This window comes from Streptosporangium sp. NPDC006007, assembly GCF_040614315.1.
Taxonomy (GTDB): Bacteria; Actinomycetota; Actinomycetes; order Streptosporangiales; family Streptosporangiaceae; genus Streptosporangium.
Genome location: NZ_JBEXUG010000021.1, coordinates 83166 through 106925 on the forward strand (window position 1 = coordinate 83166; position 23760 = coordinate 106925).

General features: G+C 70.7%; 18 protein-coding genes. 8 read left to right on the top strand and 10 right to left on the bottom strand.

All coding sequences use genetic code 11. The annotated features are described in order from the left end of the window. Positions 1–46: 46 nt before the first annotated feature. The 3 genes from ABZ194_RS18190 to dxr form a co-directional block, all read right to left on the bottom strand. The gene (locus ABZ194_RS18190) at positions 47–1657 is read right to left on the bottom strand and encodes an alpha/beta hydrolase (protein ID WP_355597585.1); all 1611 of its coding nucleotides are present in this window, start codon (positions 1655–1657) and stop codon (positions 47–49) included. 234 nt (positions 1658–1891) lie between these two features. After that, positions 1892–3058: a flavodoxin-dependent (E)-4-hydroxy-3-methylbut-2-enyl-diphosphate synthase gene (ispG, locus tag ABZ194_RS18195; protein WP_355597587.1), complete on the bottom strand. Its 1167-nt coding sequence runs from the start codon at positions 3056–3058 to the stop codon at positions 1892–1894. Positions 3059–3092: 34 nt separating this feature from the next. After that, positions 3093–4277: a 1-deoxy-D-xylulose-5-phosphate reductoisomerase gene (gene dxr / locus ABZ194_RS18200; protein WP_355597589.1), complete on the bottom strand. Its 1185-nt coding sequence runs from the start codon at positions 4275–4277 to the stop codon at positions 3093–3095. Between the two features lie 149 nt (positions 4278–4426). On the opposite strand from dxr, the gene ABZ194_RS18205 reads away from it, so the two are divergent. After that, positions 4427–5455 carry a hypothetical protein gene (locus ABZ194_RS18205; RefSeq protein WP_355597591.1) on the top strand — a complete coding sequence of 343 codons (1029 nt, stop codon included), beginning with the start codon at positions 4427–4429 and terminating at the stop codon, positions 5453–5455. A 117-nt stretch (positions 5456–5572) separates the two neighbouring features. Here ABZ194_RS18205 and ABZ194_RS18210 read toward each other — a convergent pair whose 3' ends face one another. Beyond that, a complete protein-coding gene (locus ABZ194_RS18210) occupies positions 5573–7000 on the bottom strand; it encodes an aldehyde dehydrogenase family protein (protein ID WP_355597593.1) in 1428 nt (475 codons plus the stop codon). Positions 7001–7217: 217 nt separating this feature from the next. Here ABZ194_RS18210 and ABZ194_RS18215 point away from each other — a divergent pair, with 217 nt between their 5' ends. Beyond that, a complete protein-coding gene (locus tag ABZ194_RS18215; RefSeq protein WP_355597595.1) occupies positions 7218–7868 on the top strand; it encodes a TetR/AcrR family transcriptional regulator in 651 nt (216 codons plus the stop codon). Positions 7869–7914: 46 nt separating this feature from the next. On the opposite strand, the gene ABZ194_RS18220 is transcribed toward ABZ194_RS18215, so the two are convergent. Beyond that, a complete protein-coding gene (locus tag ABZ194_RS18220) occupies positions 7915–9378 on the bottom strand; it encodes a PucR family transcriptional regulator ligand-binding domain-containing protein (RefSeq protein WP_355597597.1) in 1464 nt (487 codons plus the stop codon). A gap of 92 nt (positions 9379–9470) precedes the next feature. On the opposite strand from ABZ194_RS18220, the gene gabT reads away from it, so the two are divergent. Next, positions 9471–10823 (top strand): 4-aminobutyrate--2-oxoglutarate transaminase, encoded by a 1353-nt coding sequence (gabT, locus tag ABZ194_RS18225; RefSeq protein ID WP_355597599.1) that lies wholly within the window; start codon positions 9471–9473, stop codon positions 10821–10823. Between the two features lie 179 nt (positions 10824–11002). Beyond that, positions 11003–11248: a hypothetical protein gene (locus ABZ194_RS18230; RefSeq protein ID WP_355597601.1), complete on the top strand. Its 246-nt coding sequence runs from the start codon at positions 11003–11005 to the stop codon at positions 11246–11248. Positions 11249–11286: 38 nt separating this feature from the next. Here the strand turns inward: ABZ194_RS18230 and ABZ194_RS18235 are convergent, their stop codons facing one another. The 5 genes from ABZ194_RS18235 to ABZ194_RS18255 all read right to left on the bottom strand — a co-directional run bounded on the left by ABZ194_RS18235 (position 11287) and on the right by ABZ194_RS18255 (position 18688). Then, positions 11287–12513 carry a saccharopine dehydrogenase C-terminal domain-containing protein gene (locus ABZ194_RS18235; protein ID WP_355597603.1) on the bottom strand — a complete coding sequence of 409 codons (1227 nt, stop codon included), beginning with the start codon at positions 12511–12513 and terminating at the stop codon, positions 11287–11289. A 117-nt stretch (positions 12514–12630) separates the two neighbouring features. After that, positions 12631–13866: an extracellular solute-binding protein gene (locus ABZ194_RS18240; RefSeq protein WP_355597605.1), complete on the bottom strand. Its 1236-nt coding sequence runs from the start codon at positions 13864–13866 to the stop codon at positions 12631–12633. 151 nt (positions 13867–14017) lie between these two features. Further along, complete coding sequence (locus ABZ194_RS18245; RefSeq protein ID WP_355597607.1) at positions 14018–15520, bottom strand: CoA-acylating methylmalonate-semialdehyde dehydrogenase; 1503 nt, start codon at positions 15518–15520, stop codon at positions 14018–14020. Continuing rightward, positions 15517–16818, bottom strand: coding sequence for an aspartate aminotransferase family protein (locus ABZ194_RS18250; RefSeq protein WP_355597609.1), 1302 nt, complete (start codon positions 16816–16818; stop codon positions 15517–15519). Before ABZ194_RS18250 ends, ABZ194_RS18245 begins: the two co-directional genes overlap by 4 nt. Positions 16819–17176: 358 nt before the next feature. Next, complete coding sequence (locus tag ABZ194_RS18255) at positions 17177–18688, bottom strand: MFS transporter (RefSeq protein WP_355597611.1); 1512 nt, start codon at positions 18686–18688, stop codon at positions 17177–17179. 55 nt (positions 18689–18743) lie between these two features. Here ABZ194_RS18255 and ABZ194_RS18260 point away from each other — a divergent pair, with 55 nt between their 5' ends. The 4 genes from ABZ194_RS18260 (at position 18744) to ABZ194_RS18275 (ending at position 23522) form a co-directional block, all read left to right on the top strand. Further along, positions 18744–19544 carry a TetR/AcrR family transcriptional regulator C-terminal domain-containing protein gene (locus tag ABZ194_RS18260; RefSeq protein ID WP_355597613.1) on the top strand — a complete coding sequence of 267 codons (801 nt, stop codon included), beginning with the start codon at positions 18744–18746 and terminating at the stop codon, positions 19542–19544. 94 nt (positions 19545–19638) lie between these two features. Further along, a complete protein-coding gene (locus ABZ194_RS18265) occupies positions 19639–21264 on the top strand; it encodes a PucR family transcriptional regulator ligand-binding domain-containing protein (protein WP_355597615.1) in 1626 nt (541 codons plus the stop codon). Between the two features lie 9 nt (positions 21265–21273). Then, a complete protein-coding gene (locus ABZ194_RS18270; RefSeq protein WP_355597617.1) occupies positions 21274–21669 on the top strand; it encodes a cupin domain-containing protein in 396 nt (131 codons plus the stop codon). Between the two features lie 596 nt (positions 21670–22265). Then, on the top strand, positions 22266–23522 hold the full coding sequence (locus ABZ194_RS18275; RefSeq protein WP_355597619.1) for a phosphodiester glycosidase family protein: 1257 nt from the start codon (positions 22266–22268) through the stop codon (positions 23520–23522). Positions 23523–23760: the final 238 nt, after the last annotated feature.

The window sequence follows — 23760 nt, forward strand, 5'->3', positions numbered from 1 at the left end:
GCCTACGCGACCCCCACGATTTTGGCAGGAACCAACACAGAGGCTCTCATCTACCCTGGTGGGCCCTCGATCCCGTGCGAGCCGCGGGCATCGGCTCGGGGGCGCCCGCGCAGTGGGCGTCCGGAACGGCGTGGCCGTTTCGGGCAGCCGGGGTCCGGGCCGCCGGGCCGGGAGGGGTGCCGTCTCTGAGGTAGGCGGCCAGCTGCCGGTCCACACAGCGGTTCCCGCCGAGCGCGATGCCGTGGTTTCCCCCGGCCACGGTGAGCAGCCGGGCACCGTCGAACAGCCCGCGCATCCTCAGCGCCCCGGCGTACGGCGTGGCCGCGTCGCGCTCGGACTGAATGATCATGATCGGCGGCAGTCTCCGGCTGTCCTGGAGCCTCACCGGGGTCCCGCCCCGCTCGGGCCAGAACGCGCACGGCGCGTTGTACCAGGCGTTCGGCCAGGTGAGAAAGGGGGCCTTGGTGTGCAGCCTGGCCATGTCGGCCCGCCACCTGGTCCAGTCACGCGGCCAGGCGACGTCGTGGCACTGCACCCCCAGATAGACGGCGTAGCCGTTCTCGTCCTCGGCGTCGTTCTGGGCGTACCTGCGGTAGGCGGCGAGCAGCGGGGCCGTGTCGCCCTTCTTGACGTAGGCGGAGAAGACCTTGGCCAGCTGCGGCCAGACCACATCGGAGTAACCTCCGACGGTGTAGATGTCGTCGAGCTCGCTCGGGCCGACCATCCCGCCGGCGGGCCGGGTGCGCAGCCGTTCCCGCATGGCGTACCACGCGAAGGAAACCGCCTTGCCGGTCCCGCCGAGCCGGTAGGCGTCGTTGTGGCGGGCCGTCCACCTCAGGAAGTCCTGGTGACGCCGGTTGAAGGCGACGTCCTGAGCGAGGTTGGCGCCGTACCAGACGCCGCCGGGGTCCACCACGCTGTCCAGGACCAGCCGCCTGACCCGGTCGGGGAAGAGGGTCGCGTAGACCGCGCCGAGGTAGGTCCCGTAGGAGTACCCCAGATAGCTGATCTTGGACTCTCCCAGCGCCGCCCGGATCGCGTCCATGTCCCGGGCGGAGTTCTCGGTGCTCAGATGCGGCAGCATCCAGCTCCACCGGTTCTCGCAGGCGCCGGCGTACTGGCGGGCCCGGCCAAGCAGCACGGCCTCCTCACGGGCGTTCTCCGGCACGTTGTCGGGGCGGGGCGGGGCGTAGAACCTGTCCGGGTCCACGCACCGGAGCGCCGGCTCGCTCCTGCCCACCCCCCGGGGGTCGAAGCCGATCACGTCGAACCGGTCGGCCAGATTGGCGGGGAGCTCCGCCGCGACCTGCTTGGCCAGCCCCAGGCCGGACGCCCCCGGGCCTCCGGGGTTGACCAGCAGCACGCCCAGGTGGTTGTGGTCTCGCGACGCCTTCCCCCTGATCCGGTTCAGGACCAGGCCGATGGTCCGGTAGGGGTCGCCGTAGTCGAGCGGCACCCTCAGCGAGGCGCACTCCACCGTGACGCCCTCCGGCTCGGCGGACCCGGGCAGCACATCCCCGAGCAGCGCGTCCCCTCCCGGCTCGTCACAGGCCCCCCAGACCAGCCCGTCCCGCCGCTGCGCCGCCACTCCCGGCGGCACCCCGACGGTGACGATCAGCATCCCGATGCCCACGACGACCCCGACAACCCTTTTCACAGAGCCCCCCTACTTTTACGGCAGAGGCGATGTTCTCCCAGGAGACGGCAGCGTCACCGGCGACCCGGCCAGATGCTTACCATTCTGTAGTCAAGGGATTGCCATGTGTAACGAATTCGCCAAGGCGTCCGCGCCCGTCGCATCCGGTGCTTCCCGGCCAAGGCCGGAGCGGCGATCACACGCCTCCGCCGTGACCATCGGGGCGAACGGCCCAAAACTCCCGGGGCCGCAGCCCTAGAGGACGACGACCTCGGGGCCGGGGGCGTCCTCGTCGAGGTCGACCCGCACACCCATCTCCTCGGCGAGCCGGAGCGCCTCCTCGATGAGGGTCTCCACGATCTGCGACTCCGGCACGGTCTTGATGACCTCGCCCTTGACGAAGATCTGGCCCTTGCCGTTCCCCGAGGCGACTCCCAGGTCTGCCTCCCGCGCCTCCCCGGGACCGTTGACCACGCACCCCATCACGGCCACCCTGAGCGGCACCTTCAGCCCGGTCAGCCCCGCCTGGACCTGCTCGGCCAGTGTGTACACGTCGACCTGGGCCCGGCCGCACGACGGGCAGGAGACGATCTCCAGGCCGCGCTCGCGCAGGTTCAGCGACTCCAGGATCGCGGCGCCCACCTTGACCTCCTCCACCGGAGGCGCGGAGAGCGAGACCCGGATGGTGTCGCCGATGCCCTCCGACAGGAGCGCGCCAAAGGCCACCGCGGACTTGATCGTGCCCTGGAACGCCGGGCCCGCCTCGGTCACCCCCAGATGCAGCGGGTAGTCACACCGCGCGGCCAGCAGCCGGTAGGCCCGCACCATCACCACGGGGTCGTTGTGCTTGACCGAGATCTTGATGTCCCGGAAGCCGTGCTCCTCGAACAGGGAGCACTCCCACAGCGCCGACTCCACCAGCGCCTCGGGCGTGGCCTTGCCGTACTTCTCCAGCAGCCGGGGGTCCAGCGACCCCGCGTTGACGCCGATCCGGATCGGCACCCCGTGGTCGGCGGCGGCCCGCGCGATCTCACCGACCTTGTCATCGAACCTCTTGATGTTTCCCGGGTTGACCCGGACCGCCGCGCACCCCGCCTCGATCGCGGCGAAGACGTACTTCGGCTGGAAGTGGATGTCGGCGATCACCGGGATCTGGGACTTCCTGGCGATGATCGGCAGCGCCTCGGCGTCGTCCTGGGACGGCACCGCCACCCGCACGATCTGGCAGCCGGAGGCGGTCAGCTCGGCGATCTGCTGGAGCGTGGCGTTGATGTCGGCGGTGACCGTGGTGGTCATCGACTGCACGCTCACCGGCGCGTCCCCGCCCACCGGAACGGAGCCGACCATGATCTGACGGGATGTGCGTCGCTCGGCGATCGGCTTCGTTCTGACCGAAGGGATGCCGAGAGCAACAGAAGTCATTTTCAGCCCTTGAAGAGTCGGTGACGTCCCCAGTCTAGGCAGTCGAGGTGAGCTCCCGGGCCCGGATCCTGGCCCACCCGTCGGCGTCGAGCACCTCGGCGACCGTGTCGGCTCCGGTGACGGTGTGCTCGGAGACCACCGAGGCCACGGTGTCGACGATGCCGGGGAACGGCAGCCGCCCCGCCAGGAAGGCGTCGACGCAGACCTCGTTGGCCGCGTTGTAGACGGCCGGGGCCGTGCCCCCGGCCGAGCCGACGTGACGGGCCAGCGCGACGGCGGGGAACGCCTCGTCGTCGAGCGGCTCGAAGGTCCAGGTGTGGGCGCCGGTCCAGTCGACGGCGGGGGCCGCGCCGGGGACCCGCTCCGGCCAGCCGAGGGCGAGGGCGATGGGTAGCCGCATGTCGGGCGGACTGGCCTGGGCGACGACCGAGCCGTCCACGAACTCCACCATCGAGTGGACGACCGACTGCGGGTGGACCACGACGTCGATCCGGTCGAAGCCGATGTCGAAGAGCAGGTGGGCCTCGATGACCTCCAGGCCCTTGTTGACGAGCGTGGCGGAGTTCACCGTGATGACCGGCCCCATCGACCAGGTCGGATGGGCCAGCGCCTGTTCCGGCGTCACCTCCCCCAGCTCCGCGCGGCGCCTGCCGCGGAAGGGACCGCCGCTGGCGGTGACGATCAGCCGGTGTACGGCCCGCGCGTCCGCGCCGGTGGGACCGGCGGCCCAGAGGCACTGGGCCAGCGCGGCGTGCTCGGAGTCGACTGGGATCAGCTGTCCCTGCTTGGCCAGGCGCTTCACCAGCGGGCCGCCGATGATCAGCGACTCCTTGTTGGCCAGGGCCAGCGTCCGGCCCGCCTCCAGCGCGGCCAGTGTCGACGTCAGCCCCAGCGCTCCGGTGATGCCGTTGAGAACCGTGTCGGACGGCCACGCCGCGGCCTCCGCGACCCCCTCGGGCCCGGCGAGCACCGTGGTGCTCACCCCGTGGGCGGCCAGGGCCTCTCGCAGCGCGGGCGCGGCCGAGGCGTCGGCGACCGCCACCGCGTCGGGCCGGAACTCGGCCGCCTGGCGGGCCAGCAGGTCGATCCGGCCGCCTCCCGCGGCGAGGGCGGCCACCCTGAACCGGCCCGGGTTGCGGGCGACGACGTCGAGGGACTGGGTCCCGATGGAACCGGTCGAGCCGAGCAGGACGACGGAGCGCGTGGTGTCTGGCTGCACCGTCCCATTCTCCCGGCTGACGTCTCCCTGTCGAGCCGGTCGCGGAATTCGCGGTACGGGGAACCGGCGAGGAGCGCGCGGGGAGCCTCCCTCCGAGATTTACCGAAAGTAGCCACAAGAACACATGTCGTAGTGCAAAATCGGGTCCCATGACTTCGAGCCTCCCCCTGCTCGCGGGCGCCGCGCTCGTCACCGGGCTGACGGGCACCTCCCTGACCGGCGCGGCGGTCACGGAGCACGGGCAGCGGGTCGCGAGCGTCGTGGTCCAGCCGGCCCAGCCCGGCCGGCCGGCCGCCGAAGGGGCGGTGGCGGCCTCGGAGACGGCGGACGTCGTCGGGCACCTGGCCGCCCGCGGCGTCGCCGCCCGGCGCCGGGTGCTCGGCTACTGGACCCCGCGCCGGATGGCGGCCGCCGCCCCGATCGGCCTGCTCGGCACGGTGACCGGGGCGCTGAGCACGACCTCCGTCCCCGTCCCCGTCCGTCTCCGGCACGGCCGGACCGGCGGGGCCCAGTGGAACGCCGGCGGATGGGTGACCCGCACCACGGGGCGGGTCTTCCTGACCATCGACGGGGTCGACTTCGTGTGCTCGGCGAGCTCGGTCAGGAGCGCCAACAGGGACCTCGTGGTGACCGCCGGGCACTGCGTCAAGAACGGCGGCGGCGCGTGGGCCGACAACTGGGTGTTCATCCCCGGCTACGACAGGGGGCGCAGGCCGTACGGGCAGTTCACCGCCCGCCGGATGTTCGTCGCGGGCCCGTGGGCGCGTGACGGCGACGACAGCCACGACGTCGGCATGGTGGCGGTCGGCCGGCGTGACGGCAGGCATCTCGGTGACGTCGCCGGCGCCCAGGACATCGCCTTCGGCACCCCCAGAGGGCGCCAGGCCCACGGGTTCGGCTTTCCCGCCGACACGCCCTACGACGGCGAGCACCTGGTCTACTGCGCGGGCCCGGTCCGTGACGACCCGCACGGCCAGACCGGCGACCAGGGGCTGCGCTGCGACATGACCGCCGGGGCCAGCGGCGGTCCCTGGCTGAGCGGCTTCGACCCCGCCACCGGGCGCGGCACGGTCACCTCGGTGAGCAGCTTCAAGTACAGCGACGACCGCGGCACCATGTACGGGCCCTACTTCGGCGAGACCGCCCGGCGGCTCTACACGGTGGCCCAGAACTCCTGACCCGGCGGGGCCTGGTACGGCCCCCGCCCCGGGGCCACGGGGTGCGGGCCGTACCCGGCTCTCCGGACGCCTCCGCGGCACCGGTCGCGACACCGTTCCGAGAGGCGGCCACGCCGCTCACAGGGTCAGCCCGGTGAGAACCATGACCTTCTCGTAGGTGAAGTCGGCCATGGCGGAGCGGATGCCCTCGCGGCCGGCACCGGAGTCCTTGACACCGCCGTAGGGCATCTGGTCCGCACGGTAGGACGGGACGTCTCCGATGACCACGCCGCCGACCTCAAGTTCCCGGTTCGCCCGGAACGCGACGTCCAGGTTCCGGGTGAAGACCCCGGCCTGCAGGCCGTACGCGGAGTCGTTGACCGCGGCGAAGGCCGCGTCCACCCCGGAGACGGACTGCACGACCATCACGGGGCCGAAGACCTCCTCGCGGGAGACCCTGGCATCGTGCGGGACGTCGGCGAGCACGGTGGGGGCGACGGTGGCGCCGTCGCGGGTGCCTCCGGTCAGCAGCCGGGCGCCGGCCGCGACGGCCTCCTTGACCCACCGCTCGACACGCTCGGCGGCCTCGGCCGAGACGAGCGGCCCGACCTGGGTCCTGTCGTCGGCGGGGTCCCCGGTGACCAGCGCCTCGACGGCCGGGACCAGCCTGGTCAGGAAGTCCTCGCGCACCGACTCCTCAACGATCACCCGCTGGACCGCGATGCAGCTCTGCCCGGCCTGGTAGTTGGAGAACAGCGCCACCCGCGACGCGGCCCAGTCGAGGTCGGCGTCGGCGAGCACGACCGCGGCGGCGTTGCCGCCGAGCTCCAGGGTGACGTGCTTGCGCGGCACCCGATCCATGATCGCGTAACCCACCGGACCGGAGCCGGTGAAGGAGACGACGGGCAGCCGCGGATCCTCCACCAGGGCGGCGGCACGGTCGTTGGGCACCGGCAGCACGGAGAACACGCCCTCGGGCAGATCGGTCTCGGCCAGGATCTCGCCCAGCACCAGGGAGCAGAGCGGCGTCGCCGGGGCGGGCTTGACGATGACCGGGGCGCCGACCGCGATGGCCGGCGCGACCTTGTGGGCCACCAGGTTGAGCGGGAAGTTGAACGGCGTGATCGCCAGGATCGGGCCGTGCGGGACGCGCGAGATGTAGGCCAGACGGCCGGCGGAGGCGGCCTCGGTGTCCAGGCGCATGGTCTCGCCGCCGAGGCGGCGGACCTCCTCGGCGGCGAACCGGAAGGTGGAGATCGCCCGGTTGACCTCGCCTCGGGCCCAGAAGATCGGCTTGCCGTTCTCCTCCATGATCAGCCGGGCGATCTCCTCGGACCGCTCGGCCAGACGGCGCGAGACGTGGGAGAGGGCGTCGGCCCGCGTGTGAAGGGGGAGCGCGGCGGCCCGTGCGCGTACGGCCGTCGCGGCGGCGACGGCCTGCTCGACCTGGTCGGCGGTCGGCACGGAGCAGACGCCGACGACGCGGCCGTCATGCGAGTTGATCACGGTTAGCTCGGCGTCCCCGGTGGCGGGACGACCGGCGAGCCAGAAGGGGCGCACGTCCATGGCTCAGACGGTACGTCACAGGTCAGAAGGCGGCTTTACTCCAATGTGCACAAGACACTTGCGCGAACACACCTTTGCGCATAAAAATAATTCCCCATCGGGCTGTAACGAAAACAGGGCACTTTATGGATATTTCTTATATGGCGGCGGTTTGAAAGATCTTCGCCCTGGCTAAGTCACCGATTGCAACTCCCTCAGAACGGAAGGGCGTGGCCGCATGACCTCTCCGCCGCCGCGCGGGTTGCAGGGTGCCTACCTACTCGGCGAGCGGGCCGTCCAGGACGAGCTTCGCGGCAGACTGCTCGACGTGGCCAGCCAGCTCCTTGTCACCAGCGGGCCGGAGAGCCTGTCGATGCGCCGCATCGCCGCCGAGGCCGGATGTTCGACAACCGTCATCTACACCATGTTCGGCAGCAAGGAAGGGCTGGCCGAGGCGCTCTACCTTGAGGGGTTCGAGCGGTTCCGCCGGCGGCTTGAGGCCGTGCCGGCGCGTAAGAACGCCCTGGAGCACCTCACCGCGCTGGGTCCCGCCTACCGGGAGGCCGCGCTGTCCGAGCCGGGTTACTACGCCCTCATGTTCGAGCGGGCGATCCCCGGCTTCGTGCCCAGCGAGCGGGCCCGGACGCTGGCACGGGCCGCCCTCAACGTCCTCGACCGGGTGATCGCCGACTGCATCTCGGCGGGATACATCGTCCCGACGCAGCCCAGGAAGATCGCCGACGCCCTCTGGGCCGCCGCTCAGGGGGCCATCAGCCTGGAGCGTGCCGGTCACCTGCGCGACAGCCGCACCTACGACGCGGTCACCTACGCCACCATCTCCCGCTACCTTGCCAAGAGGCCCCGCCCTCGGACTCCGTCCCCCCTCTGAGCGGTCCCGGCCTCCGAGGAGGGCCGCTCCCGCGTGTCCCCGCAGCTCAGCCCGCCACGGCCAGCGCGACCCACAGCTCGGCGCGGGCCGCCGGGTCGTCGAGGTCTCGGCCGAGAAGCTCGGCGACGCGCCGCATGCGGTAGCGCAGGGTGTGCCGGTGCACGCCGAGCCGCTGCGCCGCCGCGTCCCAGTGCCCGTTGCAGGCCAGGTAGGCGCGGAGCGACTCCAGCAGGTCGGCGCGGGAGCCGTACTCGCGGAGCGGGGCGAGCAGCGCCGTGGAGAAGGCCGCGGTCGCCCCGGCGTCAAGCAGCGAGAGCAGGCCCTGACCCGCGAGGTCGGCGAAGCGCGTCACCCGTTCCCCACGGCGCCGGGCCGAGGCGAGCGCCCGGTCCGCCTGGTCGAGCCCGGTCCGCAGGTCGGCGGGGCCGACCGGGGAACCGACCCCGACCGGGCCGTGCTCGGCGAGCGCGGCGACCGTGCCCTCGGCGCGGACCGCCGAGACGGCGACCACCACCCGGTCTCCGTCGGCCGCCGCGAACCCCTCCTCCACGGCCTCCAGCACCGCCTCCTGATCACCGCCGACCGCCAGCACCACCAGCGGACCGGCGGGCAGCCCGTCCCCCAGCAGTTCCAGGGTCTCCCGCCCGGCCTCCACCTCCCCGGCCAGCAGCAGCCGGAGCGCCGCGGAGCGGACCCGGCGCTCGGCGGCCACGTGCTCCCCGCCGTGCTCGATGGCCAGCGTCAGCAGGGACCCCGCCGCGTTGACCACGGTGTGCGCGACCGGGGTGAACGGCCTGTCGGCGCCGACCGCGAAGAACCCCCTGACGCGCCGCGCGCCGAGCGGCTGCACGATGACGTGCTCCTGTGGCGTGGAGAGCGCCAGGCTCACCGGCGCCCCCCGCCCCCCGGGTTTCCGCAGCCGCTCCAACTCGGGAAGGAGGCGCGCCACACCGGTGGCGTTCTCTCCCCTGGCGTGCCGTACGGCTCCCGCCTCGTCGAGCAGGACCGCCCAGCCGCCGAGCTCGTGGGCCAGGCGGTCGATCACCGCGAAGGGCCCCTCGGGGCGGAGCGCGGCACGGGTGAGACGTCCCTGGGCTGCGAAGGCGCGGCTTATCTCGTCGTACTGCTCGGCGGCGATCAGCTCGCTGACCAGCTTGCCGATCGCGACGAACGGGGTGTCGCGCGGCACCTCGATCAGCGGCAGCCCCGCCCGGGCCGCCGCCTCCACCAGCTCGGCGGGAACCGTCTCGTGCCCCAGTCCGACGCCGAGGCCCAGGCCGGTGACTCCCCTGCCGACCAGCCGGTCGACGTACGATCCCGCGTTGCCGGCGTCGAGGCGCATGCCCGTGGTGAGGACCAGTTCGCCGCCCTCCAGGAACGGCGTCGGGTCCTCCAGCTCGCTGACCGCCACCCAGCGGACCGGCCGGTCGAGCCCGTCCTGCCCGGCGAGCACGCCGAGCCCGAGCGGCAACCGTCGCACGACGGTGCGGAGCGTCGGTGCCACAACCACCCCCGGTTTTGTACGTTACGGCTAGAGTGCTCCGGATAATTTTGCCATAGTGCATCATCGGTATACCGGCATGCGCGACATACCGTCGCAGCATGAGTACCGTCACCCAGGGCGGCCCCTCGCTTCCGCAGGAGCGCCGGGTTGTCACCGAGATCCCCGGCCCGAAATCCCGCGAGCTGTTCGCGCGTAAGCAGGCCGCCGTCCCTCCGGGTATCGGCGTCACCCTGCCGGTCTTCGTGACCCACGCCGGTGGCGGTGTGGTCGTCGACGCCGACGGCAACTCACTGATCGACTTCGGCTCCGGCATCGCGGTGACCGGCGCCGGCAACGCGGCCCCTCGCGTGGTCGAGCGGGTGACCAGGCAGGTCGCGGACTTCACCCACACCTGCTTCATGGTCACGCCGTACGAGTCCTACGTCCAGGTCTGCGAGAAGCTCAACGAGCTCACGCCCGGCGACCACGAAAAGCGCACCTTCCTGCTCAACAGCGGCGCCGAGGCCGTGGAGAACGCGGTCAAGGTGGCCCGGCACGCCACGGGACGCCAGGCGGTCGTCGTGTTCGACCACGGCTACCACGGCCGGACCCTGCTGACGATGACGCTGACCGCCAAGAACATGCCGTACAAGCACCGGTTCGGGCCGTTCGCCCCCGAGGTCTACCGGGTGCCGCTGGCTTACCCCTTCCGCTGGCCCACGGGGCCGGAGAACTGCGCCGAGGAGGCGGCGGCCCAGGCGATCGACCAGATCGGCAAACAGATCGGCGCGGAGAACGTGGCCGCCGTGGTGATCGAGCCGATCGCGGGCGAGGGCGGCTTCATCGAGCCGGCCAAGGGCTTCCTGCCGAGGATCGCGGAGTTCTGCCGTGAGAACGGCATCGTCTTCATCGCCGACGAGGTGCAGACCGGCTTCTCCCGGACCGGCGACCTGTTCGCCTGCGAGGACGAGGGCATCGTCCCGGACATCATCGTCACCGCCAAGGGCATCGCGGGCGGGCTGCCTCTGTCGGCCGTCACCGGTCGCGCCGAGCTTCTCGACCGGGTCCATGTCGGCGGGCTGGGCGGCACCTACGGCGGCAACCCGCTCGCCTGCGAGGCGGCGCTGGGTGTGCTGGAGACCATCGAGGCCGACGACCTGACCGGCAGGGCCCGCCACATCGGCGAGATCATGCTTCCCCGGCTGCGGGCCGTCGCCGACAGGAGCCCGGTGATCGGCGACGTGCGCGGCCGCGGCGCCATGATCGCCATCGAGCTGGTCGTCCCCGGCACCACGGACCCGCACCCGACGGCGGCCGGCGAGATCGCCAGGCGGTGCCACGCCGAGGGCCTGCTCGTGCTGACCGCCGGCACCTACGGAAACGTGCTGCGGTTCCTGCCGCCGCTCGTCATCCCCGACCATCTGCTGGAAGAGGGCCTGCTGATCCTGGAGAAGGCCATCAACGAGGTCTGATGGTTTGGACCATCTCAAAAGGGGCATCCGGCTTGAGGTCGGATGCCCCTTTTAGTGTGTTACCGCAGGCGCACGGGGAGTGATTTAACCGCCCCTTGACACCCAGCACAGCGATCACGGAGAGCGACGGCGTTATAACGGTTCCGGTATGAGACTGCGCGATCAAGACGGGAGGCGTGATGGACTGGAGACCGACCAGGACGGCACGGACCACGACGACGTTCGACCCCGAGGGCCTGACCCCGGCCCAGCGCGAGGGCGATGCCTGCGTGGCCTGTCACAAGAAGTGGCCCCGGCCTCGGGCCAGGGTCGGCCGCCTGCCCGACGACGGGCCCCTGTTCGCCTGCCCGGAGTGCGCGGACGCGCTGATCCGGGAGCCGGAGGAGAACGTCTACCCTCTCCCTCGCCGGGTGGCCTTCTCCTGAGGACCCGCCTCCGCGCCCGGGGCGGGATCCGGCGGGCGTCAGGCGGAGAGCAGAGCCTCCCGGCTCTGGTCGCGCATCCGCCACGGCGAGCCGTAGGCGTTGAGCAGCTCCAGGAACGGCACCGCGTCGAACGCCTCGGGGCCGAGCACCCCGGATCCCGTCCAGGCACCGGTGGCCAGCAGCTCCAGCGCGACCACAGGATGCACCGCGGTCTGCCAGACCACGGCCTGGCAGCCGTACTCCCGCATCGACCACTCGTTGTCGACCACGTGGTACAGGTAGACCTCGCGGGGTCCGCCGTCCTTGCCGACGCCCTTCACCCAGGTGCCCGCGCAGGTCTTGCCGCTCATCCGGTCGCCCAGCGTGGCCGGATCGGGCAGGCTGGCCGCCACCACGTCGCGGGGTGAGGCCTCGACCCCGCCGACCCGGATCTTGTCCGCGTTGTCCAGGCCGAGCTTGCGCAGGGTCTTCAGCACGCCGATGAACTCCTGGCCGAGGCCGTACTTGAACGTCACCCGCCCGGCGTCGATCCAGCGGGGCACGAGCAGCACCTCCTCGTGCTCGACGTTGACGCACTCCACCGGCCCGATCCCCTCGGGGAAGTCGAACACCTCGGGCTCGCTGAACGGCTCGGTGGTGTGCCATTCGCCGTTCTCCCAGACCACCGGGGGGTTCAGGCACTCCTCGATGGTCGTCCAGATGGAGAAGGTCGGCGCGAACTCATATCCCTCGACCACCAGGTTCGACCCGTCACGGACCCCGATCTCCTCGATGCTCTCGAACAGGTGGTCGGCCGCGTAACGCGCGAACACGTCGGCCAGGCCCGGCTCCACCCCCATGCCCACGAGCGCCAGCCTGTCCCGGCTCCGCCAGGTGTCCGCCAGCGCGAACTGCTCGTCACCCAGCTTCACCCCGGTCAGCTCGTACGGCCTGCCGGGATGGGGCCGCGACAGCGACATCGCCATGTCCAGGTAGTGCGCCCCCGTGTTGAGCGCCGCCTGGAACAGGGGCATGGTGAAACGCGGATCCACCGCGTTGAAGAGCACGTCACAGCGGTGCTCGGTCAGGGCCGCCTCGACCGCGGCCCGGTCGGAGGCGTCCAGCTCGACGGCGCTGAACCGCGCGTCACCGATCTTGGCCACCACGTCGGCGGCGCGGCTCTGTCTAGAGTCCGCCACCACGATGTGTTCGAAGAAATCTCGCCGTGCCGCGATCGGTACCACGGCCGAGCCGACGCCGCCCGCTCCCACCAGAAGGATTCTCATGCCGGAATCCTATCCACTGACTGGTCAACCAGTCGATAGCCAAAACAGGCAAATCCCCCAAATCTCGCACTCATGGTGGCGATGACCACAAAAAGGACTATTTTTCAGGCCCCCCGCTCACCGCACCAGGTCGTGCCACCGCTTCTCCCAGTCGGTGTAGTCGGTGCACTCTCCGCCCGACCCCCCGCAGTCCCTCGCTGGGCGGACGGCGAAGAGGACACGCCGCAGCCATGCGGCGTCGCGGACGTGGTAGATCTCGCATATCCGGCGGGCGTCGCCATCGCACGCCTCCGGATTGGCGGGGGCGAGCCCCGTCCAGGCGGCGGCCGAGCCCTGAACGTCCGCCGAGCCGACCCAGTCGAGCCACCGGTAGGCGCAGTTCGGGCTGGTGGCACCGGCCCCGAGCATCCACGAGCCGACCCACCCGGTCGTCGCCGGGGCGTCCACCGCCTTCACCGGACGGCCGGCGCGCCGGAAGAGGTCCAGGTGGTACGGCAGAGCCTGGGCGAGCCGCACCTGCCCCGCCGAGAGCGCCTGGATCACCTCCAGCCCGTCCTCCCAGTAGACCCGATCCCGGCCGTCCCGGGCGGCGAGCAGCTCCACCGCGGCGTCGAGCTGGGCGGGGGTGAGCTGGAACGGATCCTTGATCCGCAGCTCCGGCCTGGTCTCGCGGAGCGCGAGGGCGGCGTCGGCGAAGCCCAGCGGGCTGTCGCGGATCGCCACCGCCCCGGTCCCGTAGAGGGCGTCGGGCCCGCCGGGGGCGTCTCCCTCACGGAGGACCCGGGTGAACCCCCAGAGATAGGGAACGCCGTAGACCTTGCCCTTCCGCCGCACGGCGGGCAGCTCGCGCAGCCGCTTGGGAATGTCCTTGTAGGAGCGCAGCAGGGCGGTGTCGACCGGCGCGACCGCTCCCTCCGCCATCAGCCGTCCGGCCAGTTCCGGCGAGGGCGAGACGACGTCGTAGGAATTGCCGCGGAGCCTGTCGGCCATCTCCTCGCTCGTCTGCACCCGATCGAGCCTGCTGACCCGGCACCCGGTCAGCTTCTCGAAGGGCGAGACCCAGTTGGCGTCGGAGACGGCCGCGCCGTACTCGACCTGTCCCTGGAAGGCGAGCACCTGCAGCGTCCCCTCGCCCTTGCCGATCGACGCCGAGGGCGTCGGGCCGGGGCTCGGACCGGAGCCGGACGACGCCGACGCCGACGCCGAAGGTGTCGTGACGGCCGGGGAGGCCGAGGGGGCGGGAGCCGGCGCCCGCCGGTCGGCACCGGCCGCCCCCGTGAAAACGCAGACCACGAGCGCCAGCGCCCCCGCCGGCGCTCCGAGACGTGTACGGCGGAGCCTGTCCCTGCTCACGAAGTCCCCTCACGAAGCCGTTACCCACCTGCCCGGAGCCTACCGGCCTCTCCCCGGCCGGGCCGAGCACACGCCCCGTCATCGGCATGGTCCTCAGGCCGGGGGAGACGCCTTCGAGCAGGCCGGGCCACGCGGGCGGGCCGTACGGGGATCAACCGCCGGTCGGGAAGCCGAGGTTGACGCCGCCGTGGCTGGGGTCGAGCCAGCGTGACGTGACGACCTTGCCCCGGGTGTAGAAGTGCACACCCTCGGTGCCGTGGACGTGGGTGTCGCCGAAGAGCGACGCCTTCCAGCCGCCGAAGCTGTAGAAGGCCATCGGCACCGGGATCGGCACGTTGATGCCGATCATGCCGACCTCCACCTCGTTCTGGAAACGCCGGGCGGCGCCGCCGTCGTTGGTGAAGAGGGCGGTGCCGTTGCCGAACTCGCCGCGGTTGATCAGCTCCACCCCCTCCTCGTAGGAGGAGACGCGCACGATCGCCAGGACCGGGCCGAAGATCTCCTCCCGGTGGACCCGGGAGTCGGCCGGGACGTGGTCGAGGACCGTGGGGCCGAGCCAGAAGCCGGGGGTGTCCGCCGCGGCGCCGCCGCGCACCGGGGTCAGCCTGCCGTCCACCACGAGCTTGGCCCCCTCGGAGACGCCCAGGTCGAGATAGGAGGCGACCTTGTCCCTGTGGGCCTCGGTGACGAGGGGGCCCATCTCGGACGCGGGATCGTCACCGGGGCCGACGGTCAGCGCGGAGACCCGGGAAACGATCCCGTCAACCAGCTCGTCGCCCACCGGGTCCACCGCCAGCACGACGGAGATCGCCATGCAGCGCTCCCCCGCCGAGCCGAAGCCCGCCGAGACCGCGGCGTCGGCGACCAGGTCGAGATCGGCGTCGGGCAGCACGAGCATGTGGTTCTTGGCACCGCCCAGCGCCTGGACCCGCTTGCCGTGGGAGGTGCCGGTCTCGTAGACGTACCTGGCGATGGGCGTGGAACCGACGAAGGAGACGGCCCGCACGTCCGGGTGCTCAAGCAGCCGGTCCACCGCCACCTTGTCGCCCTGGACGACGTTGAAGACCCCGTCGGGCAGCCCGGCCTCCTTCCAGAGCGCGGCCATCAGCAGCGAGGCCGACGGGTCCTTCTCCGAGGGCTTGAGGATGAAGGCGTTGCCCGCGGCGATCGCGATCGGGAACATCCACATCGGCACCATGACGGGGAAGTTGAACGGGGTGATCCCGGCCACCACGCCCAGCGGCTGACGGATCGAGTAGGAGTCGACCCGGGTGGAGACGCCCTCGGAGAACCCTCCCTTGAGCAGGTGCGGAATGCCGCAGGCGAACTCCACGACCTCCAGCCCGCGGGTCACCTCGCCCAGCGCGTCGGAGTGGACCTTGCCGTGCTCGGAGGAGATGAGCCCGGCGAGCTCGTCACGGTTGGCGTACATCAGCTCGCGGAAGCGGAACAGCACCTGCGAGCGCTTGACCAGCGAGGAGTCGCGCCATGCCGGATAGGCCGCCACCGCGGAGGCCACGGCCGCGTCGACCTCGGCCACCGACGCCAGCTGGACCTGCCCGGCCACCTCACCCGTCGCCGGGTTGAAGATCTCGGCCGTACGGCCGGAGCCCTCGGCGGGGGCTCCGGCGATCCAGTGGGTGATGTTCTTCACGACGACACGACCTCGGTGTTGATGACCTCAAGTGCGTTGACGATGATCCCGAGGCCCTCCGCGGCCTCGTCCGGGGTCAGGGTGAGCGGCGGGGCCATGCGCAGCACGTTGCCGTGCAGGCCGCCCTTGCCGGCGAGCAGACCGGCCTTCCTGGTCTCCTCCATGAACCGTGCCGCGAGCGCGGGGGAGGGCTCGCGGGTCGCCGGGTCCACCAGCTCGACGGCGAACATCAGGCCCTTGCCCCGGACGTCGCCGACGATCGGCAGGCGCGGCGCGGCCTCACGGAGCCCGTCGATGATCAGGGTGCCGGTGCGGGCCGCGTTCGCCTGCAGGTCGTGGTCGAGCACGTAGTCGAGGGTCGCGGTGGCGGCGGCCATGGAGATCGGGTTGCCGCCGAAGGTGGCCAGGCCGACCGCGTGGAGGTTGTCCATCAGATCACCCCTGGCCACGACGCCGCCGACCGCGAACCCGTTGCCCAGGCCCTTGGCGAAGGTCATCATGTCGGGCGTGACACCGTGGTTCTGGATGCCGAAGAACGACGAGCCGGTGCGCCCCCAGCCGGTCTGCACCTCATCGGAGATGAACAGGACGCCCTGGGAGTCGAGGACCTCCTGGTAGGCGGCGAACAGCCCGTCGGGCGCCATGGTGAAGCCGCCGACGCCCTGGATCGGCTCGGCGATCAGCGCGGCCACGTCGCCCCCGACGGTGGTGGAGAGCACGTGGCGCAGGTCGTCCACGCAGGCCGCGATGTAGCCGGCGTCCGACAGCCCGCGGAACTGGGTGAGGTGCCGGTCGGCGCCGTGCAGGAAGTGCACGTTCAGCGGCGACAGCGAGTTGTTCTTCCAGGCGCGGTTGCCGGTCACGCCGACCGTGCCGAAGGAGCGGCCGTGGTAGCTCTGCCGCATGGCGAGCACCTGGTCGGACTTGCGCGCGTAGGTCGCCAGCAGCAGCGCGGTCTCGTTGGCCTCGGTGCCCGAGTTGACGAAGAAGACCTTGGCGTCCTTGATGCCGGACAGTTTGGCGATCCTCTCGGCGAGCTCGACCTGGCCGCGGAGCAGATAGACCGTGGAGGTGTGCACGACGCCGGTGGCCAGCTGCCGCTCGACGGCCTCGCGCACCTCGGGCACGTTGTACCCGATCATGTTGGTCAGGATGCCCGCGAAGAAGTCGAGGTAGCTCTTGCCCGACGCGTCGACGACCCGGTTGCCCTTGCCGCTGACGATCTCGATGGGGTCGTTGTAGTAGAGGGCCAACCAGTTGGGCATTACCGCACGGTGGCGCGCAAGAAGGTCCGACATACATTGAGTATCACTGTTCCGGACGACTGCTCCCACCGGCAACATGTCGGGATATTTCCATTAAACCCAGCAGAGTGTCAGAGTCACCCTCGGATTCCCCCGACGCCGCCGAGGGAGGACCCTGTACGGCTTGCGCCCCGCGACGGTTGGCGCAAGCCGTACAGGGGTTCGGGTGGAGCACCCCCCGGCTCCCCACCCGAGCATCGGCGATCAGCCGAACCGGTGAGCGCGAACCGCACCCTTCATGTCCACCTCCACCGGCTTGAGCGGCCCATACGCCCATGGTCACCCATATTTACCACTAAATCAATCTGAAATACATGAATTTTTGAGCACCCCCGGCGGCCGGGAGATCGTCTCAGCTCCCCGTCTCGACCGGCTCCGCCTCCGGGACGGCCTGAACCTTGGGGGCGGGCCGGAGCACCGTGAGAGCCAGCGCGACGGCGGCGAGGGTGAAGACGACGCCCACCCAGGAGCCGAACGACATGGCCGACAGGAACGCCTCCCTCGCGGCCCGCATCACCCCCGGGTCTCCCAGCTGGAACGCGCCGCCGATCGACGCCCGCGCGGCGGCCGGGGCGCTCGCCGGCATCGAGGAGGTGTAGACCCCGGCCAGCACGCTGCCGAGCACGGCGACGCTCAGCGCCATACCCACCTGCTGCACCGTGTCGTTCAGCGCCGACCCCACCCCGGCGTGCTCGGGCGGCACCGCGCCCATCAGGGTCGCGTAGATCGCGGGCCCGGCGAGACCACCGCCGACGCCCATCAGCATGAGGCCGCCGATCAGCATGCCGTACCCGCTGCCGGCGGTCATGAGGGCGAGCACGACGAAGCCGAGGGCCATCACCGTCATGCCGGCCGCGATCAGCGTGCGGTTGCTGACCCGCTGCCCCAGCCCGGCGCCGACCCCGTTGAAGAGCGCGGCGGCCACGGCGTACGGCAGCAGGGCCAGCCCGGCCTTCATCGGCCCGTAGCCCAGCACGAACTGGAGATACTGGGTGAGCATGAGCAGCAGCGCGCCCGTGCCGAACGACATGAGCACGACCGAGAACGACGATCCGCTGAAGTTGCGGTCGCGGAACAGTTCGAGCGGCAGCATCGGATGGGCCGCCCTCCGCTCCCAGAGCGTGAATCCGCCCAGTCCGAGTACGGCCACCCCGGCGGCGACCAGGACCGAGGGGGAGGACCAGCCCTCGCCGGGAGCGGAGATGACCACGAAGACCAGGGCGCTCATGCCCGCGGTGGAGAGCAGCACGCCAACCGGGTCGAGCCCCCGGGCCGGGCCTCGGGTCTCGGGCATCAACACCACCGCCGCCACGACGGCGACGAGCGTGATGGGCACGTTGAGCAGGAAGATCGAGCCCCACCAGTAGTGTTCGAGCAGGAAACCGCCGAGCGTGGGACCGGCGATCACACCGACCATGGCCACCGCGCTCCACGCGGCGATGGCCTTGCGGCGTTCGTCGTCGTCGAAGACGGTGATCAGGATGGACAGGGTGCTCGGCATCAGGATGGAACCGCCGACCCCCATCAGCGCGCGGGCTGCGATCAGGTGCCACGGCTCGGTGACCATGAGCGCGATCAGTGAGGCCCCGCCGAACAGCACCAGGCCGATGATCAGGAAACGCTTGCGGCCGTAACGGTCGGACAGGCTGCCCGCGGTGAGCAGCAGCCCGGCGAAGACCAGGATGTAGGCGTCAATGATCCACTGAATGTCCGAGGGGCTGGCCCCCAGGTCGGTCATCAGGGCCGGGATGGCCAGGTTCAGGACGGTGTTGTCCACCACGAGGACCATAAGACTGAGGCAGAGCACTCCGAGGACCCACCAGCGGCGGGGGTCGGGCTCTACTCGCACAGCGTTCGATTTCACTCGCACACTGTACGACAAACCTCGAACGACGTGCGAGGGGATTTATGCTTGAAGGGTGAAGCCACCCTTGACCTCGGTCTGGACTCGTGAGAGCCGTCCCGCCAAGAGTCCGACGCTGAGCCGGTCACAGATCGTGCGGGCCGCCGTGGAACTGCTCGACGCCGAGGGAATGGACGCCTTGAGCATGCGCCGCCTGGGCTCCAGGCTCGGCTCCGGGGCGACGAGCATCTACTGGCACGTGGCCAACAAGGACGAGCTGCTCGAACTCATCCTCGACGAGATCTTCGGTGAGGTCCCGCTGCCCGCCCCCGAGGTGATCGGCTGGCGGGACGCGGCCTCGGTGCTCGCCTACGGCCTGCGCACGACGCTCTTCGCTCATCCCTGGTCCACCACGCTCGTCGGCACCAGACCGGCCATCGGCCCCAACGCGATGCGCCTGTCGGGCCGGCTGCTGAACACGTTCACCGTGGCGGGATTCACCGGCCTGTCCCTGGACCACGCCTCGTCGGCGCTGATGGCCTACGTGCTGGGCACGACCGGTCCCGAGATCGCCTGGCGGAGCATCATGGCCGGTTCGGAGATGAACGACGAGGAGATGCTCGCCGCCATGAAGGTCGTTCTGGACCAGACCGCCGGCGACCATCCCGAGCTGGTCGCGCGCTACGCGGAATACGCCGACGTGGACGCGGAGGCCGTCCGCGCGCTCAACTTCGACTTCGGGCTGACCTGCCTCCTCGACGGCCTGGAGGCGCACCTGAGACGCCGGCACGCCCCGGGGCCCGTGGCAGCCGAGGACCCGGAGGACGCGAGATCAGGCGATACCGAGACGACGGCCGAACCATCGGCCGGGCGATAATCCACCCTAAAAGCCGCTCACCTGGAGATCTGACGCAACAGCCTGTAAGTTGTCTACTTTTCCACCTTACAACCTGATGGGATACGCTCGACGGGTGCTCCCTACCATCGCCGACGTCCTCGCCCTGGATACCGTCCGTCGAGGTAATCCCCGAGTGGTCGCGGGAGCCGACCGGCTGGACACCCGGGTGCGCTGGGTCCACGTCGGCGAGGTCACCGACATCGCCCACCTGTTGCGCGGCGGGGAACTGGTGCTCACCACCGGCATCGCACTCCCCGACGATCCGGACAGCCTGGCCGCCTACATCGCCGAACTCGCCGCCGTGGGAGCCTCCGGCCTGATCGTGGAGCTGGGCCGCAGGTTCATCGGGGAACTACCCCGCTCCGTGGTCAACGCCGCGGAGGAGCACGGCCTGCCCCTGGTCACACTGGCCCGCGAGACCCCCTTCGTGCAGATCACCGAGTCGGTGCACGCCCGGATCATCGACATCCAGCTGGGGGAGTTACGCGCCTCCGAGCAGCTCCACGAGGTCTTCACCGAACTGTCCGTCGAGGGCGCCTCCCCCGCCGAGGTGCTCAGCCAGGTCGCACGGCTGTCCGGCCGCCCGGTGCTGCTGGAGAACCTCGCCCATCAGGTGCTCGCCTGCGAGACGGCGGGACGTGACACCGGGGCGCTGCTGGCGAGCTGGGAGACACGCTCCCGCGCGGTGGCGCCCAGCCGGCGCACCGCCTACGACTCGGCCTCCGGCTGGCTGGTCACCACGGTCGGCGCGCGTGGCCAGGACTGGGGCCGGCTGATCCTGCTCTGCGACGGCACACCAGGGCCGCGCGACATCGTGCTCGCCGAACGCGCCGCCACCACCCTCGCCCTGGGGCGCCTTCTGGAGCGCCATCAGGAGTCGCTGGAGCGCCAGGCACACGGCACGATCATCGCCGGCATCCTGACCCACGCCTACGCCGACCCCGAGGAGGCCGCCGCCCGTGCCCGCGCGGTCGGCGTGCCGCTCACCGGCCGCAAGCTGATCAGCGTGGTACTGCGGCTGTCCGAGTCGGCCGAGAGCCCGCCGGAAGGCCAGGAGCACCTCGCGCGACTCGGCGAACTGGCCGATGCCGCGGCCGCCGCCTGCCGCGACGCCCGATTCCCCGCCCTGGTCGGCGCTCTGGATCAGAACCGCGTCGGCATCCTGCTCCCGCTGCCCCCGCGCACCTTCACCGAACCCACCCTGACCGCGCTCGCCGACCGCCTGCGCACAGCCTTCACCTCCCCGTTCGTCCTCGCCGCCGGCTCGGTGGTCGAGTCGATCCGCGACGTACGGCGGAGCTTTCTGGAGGCCGAGCAGGTCGCCGACGTGGCCGTCAGACAGCCCGACGGCCGCCCCTTCTACCGCCTCCCGGACCTGCGCCTGCGCGGCCTGCTGCACCTGCTGCGAGACGACGCCCGCCTGCAGACCTTCGCCGAACGCGAACTCAGCCCGCTGCTCGCCCACGACGCCCAGCGCGGCGGCGACCTGACCAGGATCCTGCGGATCTACCTGGCCGCCGGCCGCAACAAGGCCGTCGCCGCGCAGAAAGCCCACCTGTCCCGTCCGGCCTTCTACGACCGGCTCCGTAGACTAGAACGCGTTCTCGACACCGACCTGGACGATGTCGAGTCCTGTCTCTCCCTTCACGTCGCACTGCTGGCGCTGGAGTCCTTCCGGAGAGACAACCCCCGCACCTGAAAGGCCACCATGCCCGAGATCCTCGTTCCCGAGAGCGCCGACCTTGCCCGCATGGTCACCGCCGCCGGCGTCTTCGCCGTCCCCGTCGACGACGTACGGCTGTCGCCCGACGAACTGGACCCCGCCCAAGTCCTGGCCGGCTCACCACAGGTCTCCTCGGTGGAGCTGTGGTCCTCCCCCGACGGCTCGCAGAGCCGCGGCATCTGGGAGATCACTCCCGGCACCGTGACCGACGTCGAACGCGACGAAATCTTCGTGGTCCTGTCCGGCCGCGCCACCGTGGAGGTCGAAGGCGGCGTCAGCATAGATCTCGTCCCGGGATCGGTCTGCCTGCTCGCCGACGGAGCCAAGACCACCTGGATCGTCCACGAGACCCTTCGCAAGGTGTATCACTCCATGCCTTAGAGCCCCCTGGGACGGGGCGGCGCAAGCCGTACAGGACCCAGACTCCGTACGGCTTGCGCCCGTCTAACCAACCGTGTCCTCCGCGGGCGGCGGCCACACGCCCCCTGCCATCGACCTCTTGGCAGGAGGCGTGATCCGCCACGACCGAGACGACGCGTCCCCCTGACCGTAGCGTCGTCCCCTCACTCTCCGCAGCGGAACGGCGAGGGGCGACCCCACATTGAGCGGCGCATCCACTCCGACCGGAACGGCCAGCCGTGTCCCCCCGTAAAGGGATCGCGTGGGAAAGAATACTTTCTTTGCACGTTTAGCGTGTTTCACTCACCTTGACAGGTAGATCTCGGCACGATGGTGGCCCGGAGTATGGTCATCAACGGGGAGAGATAGACATGTCACGACGTCTCATCGTCGGGCTTTCAGTCGTAACACTCGCTGCCACAGCGATTCCAGCCCAGGCGGAGCGGGCCACCCTGACCTTCCCCGCCTCAGCGTTTCCCCTCGGTGAACGCGTGGCTCCGGTCAAGGACCAGCGCAGCGTGGCTCAAGGAGTAAGCCTCTTCAGTGTGCAACACGGTCGATCCACCCAGGGGTGGACCGTGACCGTGCTTATGCCCAACGGCCACGATGACGGTTCCCTGACCACCGCTCAGACGAAGGCCGGGGAGGTCGAGGCCGCCGGGTTCACCCCGAACGTCCAGAAAATCGTGCAGCCCGCCGCCGCGGACGCTCCCGCCGTGGAACGGTATGTGGTCCGCGTCGGGATGTGGACGTTCAAGCAGCGCGCCAAAGCCGACAAGGTGGTCAAGGAACTCAAGGCGTTCGACCTCCGGGCCAGGACCGACTACCTCGGTGACGACGGCCTGGAGACCACCGGCCCCTGGAGGATCCGGGTGCTGATGGTGGATCCGAAGGTCTTCCGGGGATCGTTCAAGACGAGCGTCGGACAGACCATCGCCAAGCGTGAGACCACCAGTTCGATGTCCAAGCTCACCGGCGCCATCGCCGGTGTCAACGGCGGCTTCTTCAACATCCACACGGTCAAGGAGATCAAGGGCGACCCGATGGGGATCTCCGTGGTGGGCGGCAGGCTGCTCAGCGAGGCGGTACCCGGCCGGAGCGGCCTGGTGGTCAACGGCCGCAAGATCCGGATCACGGAGCTGAAGTCGACCGTCACCGCGACCTCCTCCGACGGGACGAGGGCCGAGGTACAGGGCGTCAACCGAGCCCCCGCCGCCGACGAGCTCGTGCTCTACACCGAGGAGTTCGGCACCAAGACGGCGGCCGACGGCGGCACCGAGGTCGTGCTCAACGCCCAGGGAAGAGTCATCGCCACCCGCCGGGCCGGCGGTGCCGTCCCGCACGGCGCCTCGGTGCTCCACGGCAACGGCGTCATGGCCGACTGGCTGCTGGAGCACGCCGCGGAGAGCGCGACCGTGAGGCTGGACACCAAGGTCGTCGATCTGCGGACACGGCGAACCGTACCGCTCACCCCCGAGACATACGTCATGGGCGGCGGCGTGGGACTGGTCAACAACGGCCGGATCAGGATCACCGCGCTGGCCGACGGGCAGGCCTCGGTCAACATGATGCTCCGCCGGCACCCCCGGACGATGGCCGGCATCACCAAGTCCGGCGGCTTGATCCTGGCCACGGTGGACGGCCGCGTTCCGGGCGTCACCGTGGGCGCCTCGATGGTGGAGGCGGCCCAGCTGATGCGCTGGCTGGGCGCCAAGCAGGCCATCAACCTCGACGGCGGTGGCTCCAGTGCGATGGTGGTCGGCCACAAGGTCGTCAACCAGCCCTCGGACGGCGCCGAACGACCCGTGGGCGACGGCTTGTTCATCACCCCGTAAGGGAACCTGCTATTCCGGCGAATGCCCTGGTCCGCGATGGACCAGGGCATTTTGCTTATCGGGACGGATCATCGGGTCACGGCCGAGGGTCGCGGCCGCCCCAAGCCCGGCAGCGAAACGGCGGACACCCCCGAAACAATCCCCCCACCACACGCCCCTCCCGGGGGTCACCCCCCGCCGGGGAAACCCGCCCCTCCCCCAAGAAACCTCCCCCGGGAACGCGAAAAAGGGCCACCCC

What these genes read in the sequence shown, in the direction of transcription:
- ispG (WP_355597587.1), bottom strand. Translation starts at nt 3,058, where the DNA reads ATGACTTCTGTTGCTCTCGGCATCCCTTCGGTCAGAACGAAGCCGATC.
- ABZ194_RS18205 (WP_355597591.1), top strand. Translation starts at nt 4,427, where the DNA reads ATGACTTCGAGCCTCCCCCTGCTCGCGGGCGCCGCGCTCGTCACCGGG.
- ABZ194_RS18210 (WP_355597593.1), bottom strand. Translation starts at nt 7,000, where the DNA reads ATGGACGTGCGCCCCTTCTGGCTCGCCGGTCGTCCCGCCACCGGGGAC.
- ABZ194_RS18215 (WP_355597595.1), top strand. Translation starts at nt 7,218, where the DNA reads ATGACCTCTCCGCCGCCGCGCGGGTTGCAGGGTGCCTACCTACTCGGC.
- gabT (WP_355597599.1), top strand. Translation starts at nt 9,471, where the DNA reads ATGAGTACCGTCACCCAGGGCGGCCCCTCGCTTCCGCAGGAGCGCCGG.
- ABZ194_RS18230 (WP_355597601.1), top strand. Translation starts at nt 11,003, where the DNA reads ATGGACTGGAGACCGACCAGGACGGCACGGACCACGACGACGTTCGAC.
- ABZ194_RS18235 (WP_355597603.1), bottom strand. Translation starts at nt 12,513, where the DNA reads ATGAGAATCCTTCTGGTGGGAGCGGGCGGCGTCGGCTCGGCCGTGGTA.
- ABZ194_RS18250 (WP_355597609.1), bottom strand. Translation starts at nt 16,818, where the DNA reads ATGTCGGACCTTCTTGCGCGCCACCGTGCGGTAATGCCCAACTGGTTG.
- ABZ194_RS18270 (WP_355597617.1), top strand. Translation starts at nt 21,274, where the DNA reads ATGCCCGAGATCCTCGTTCCCGAGAGCGCCGACCTTGCCCGCATGGTC.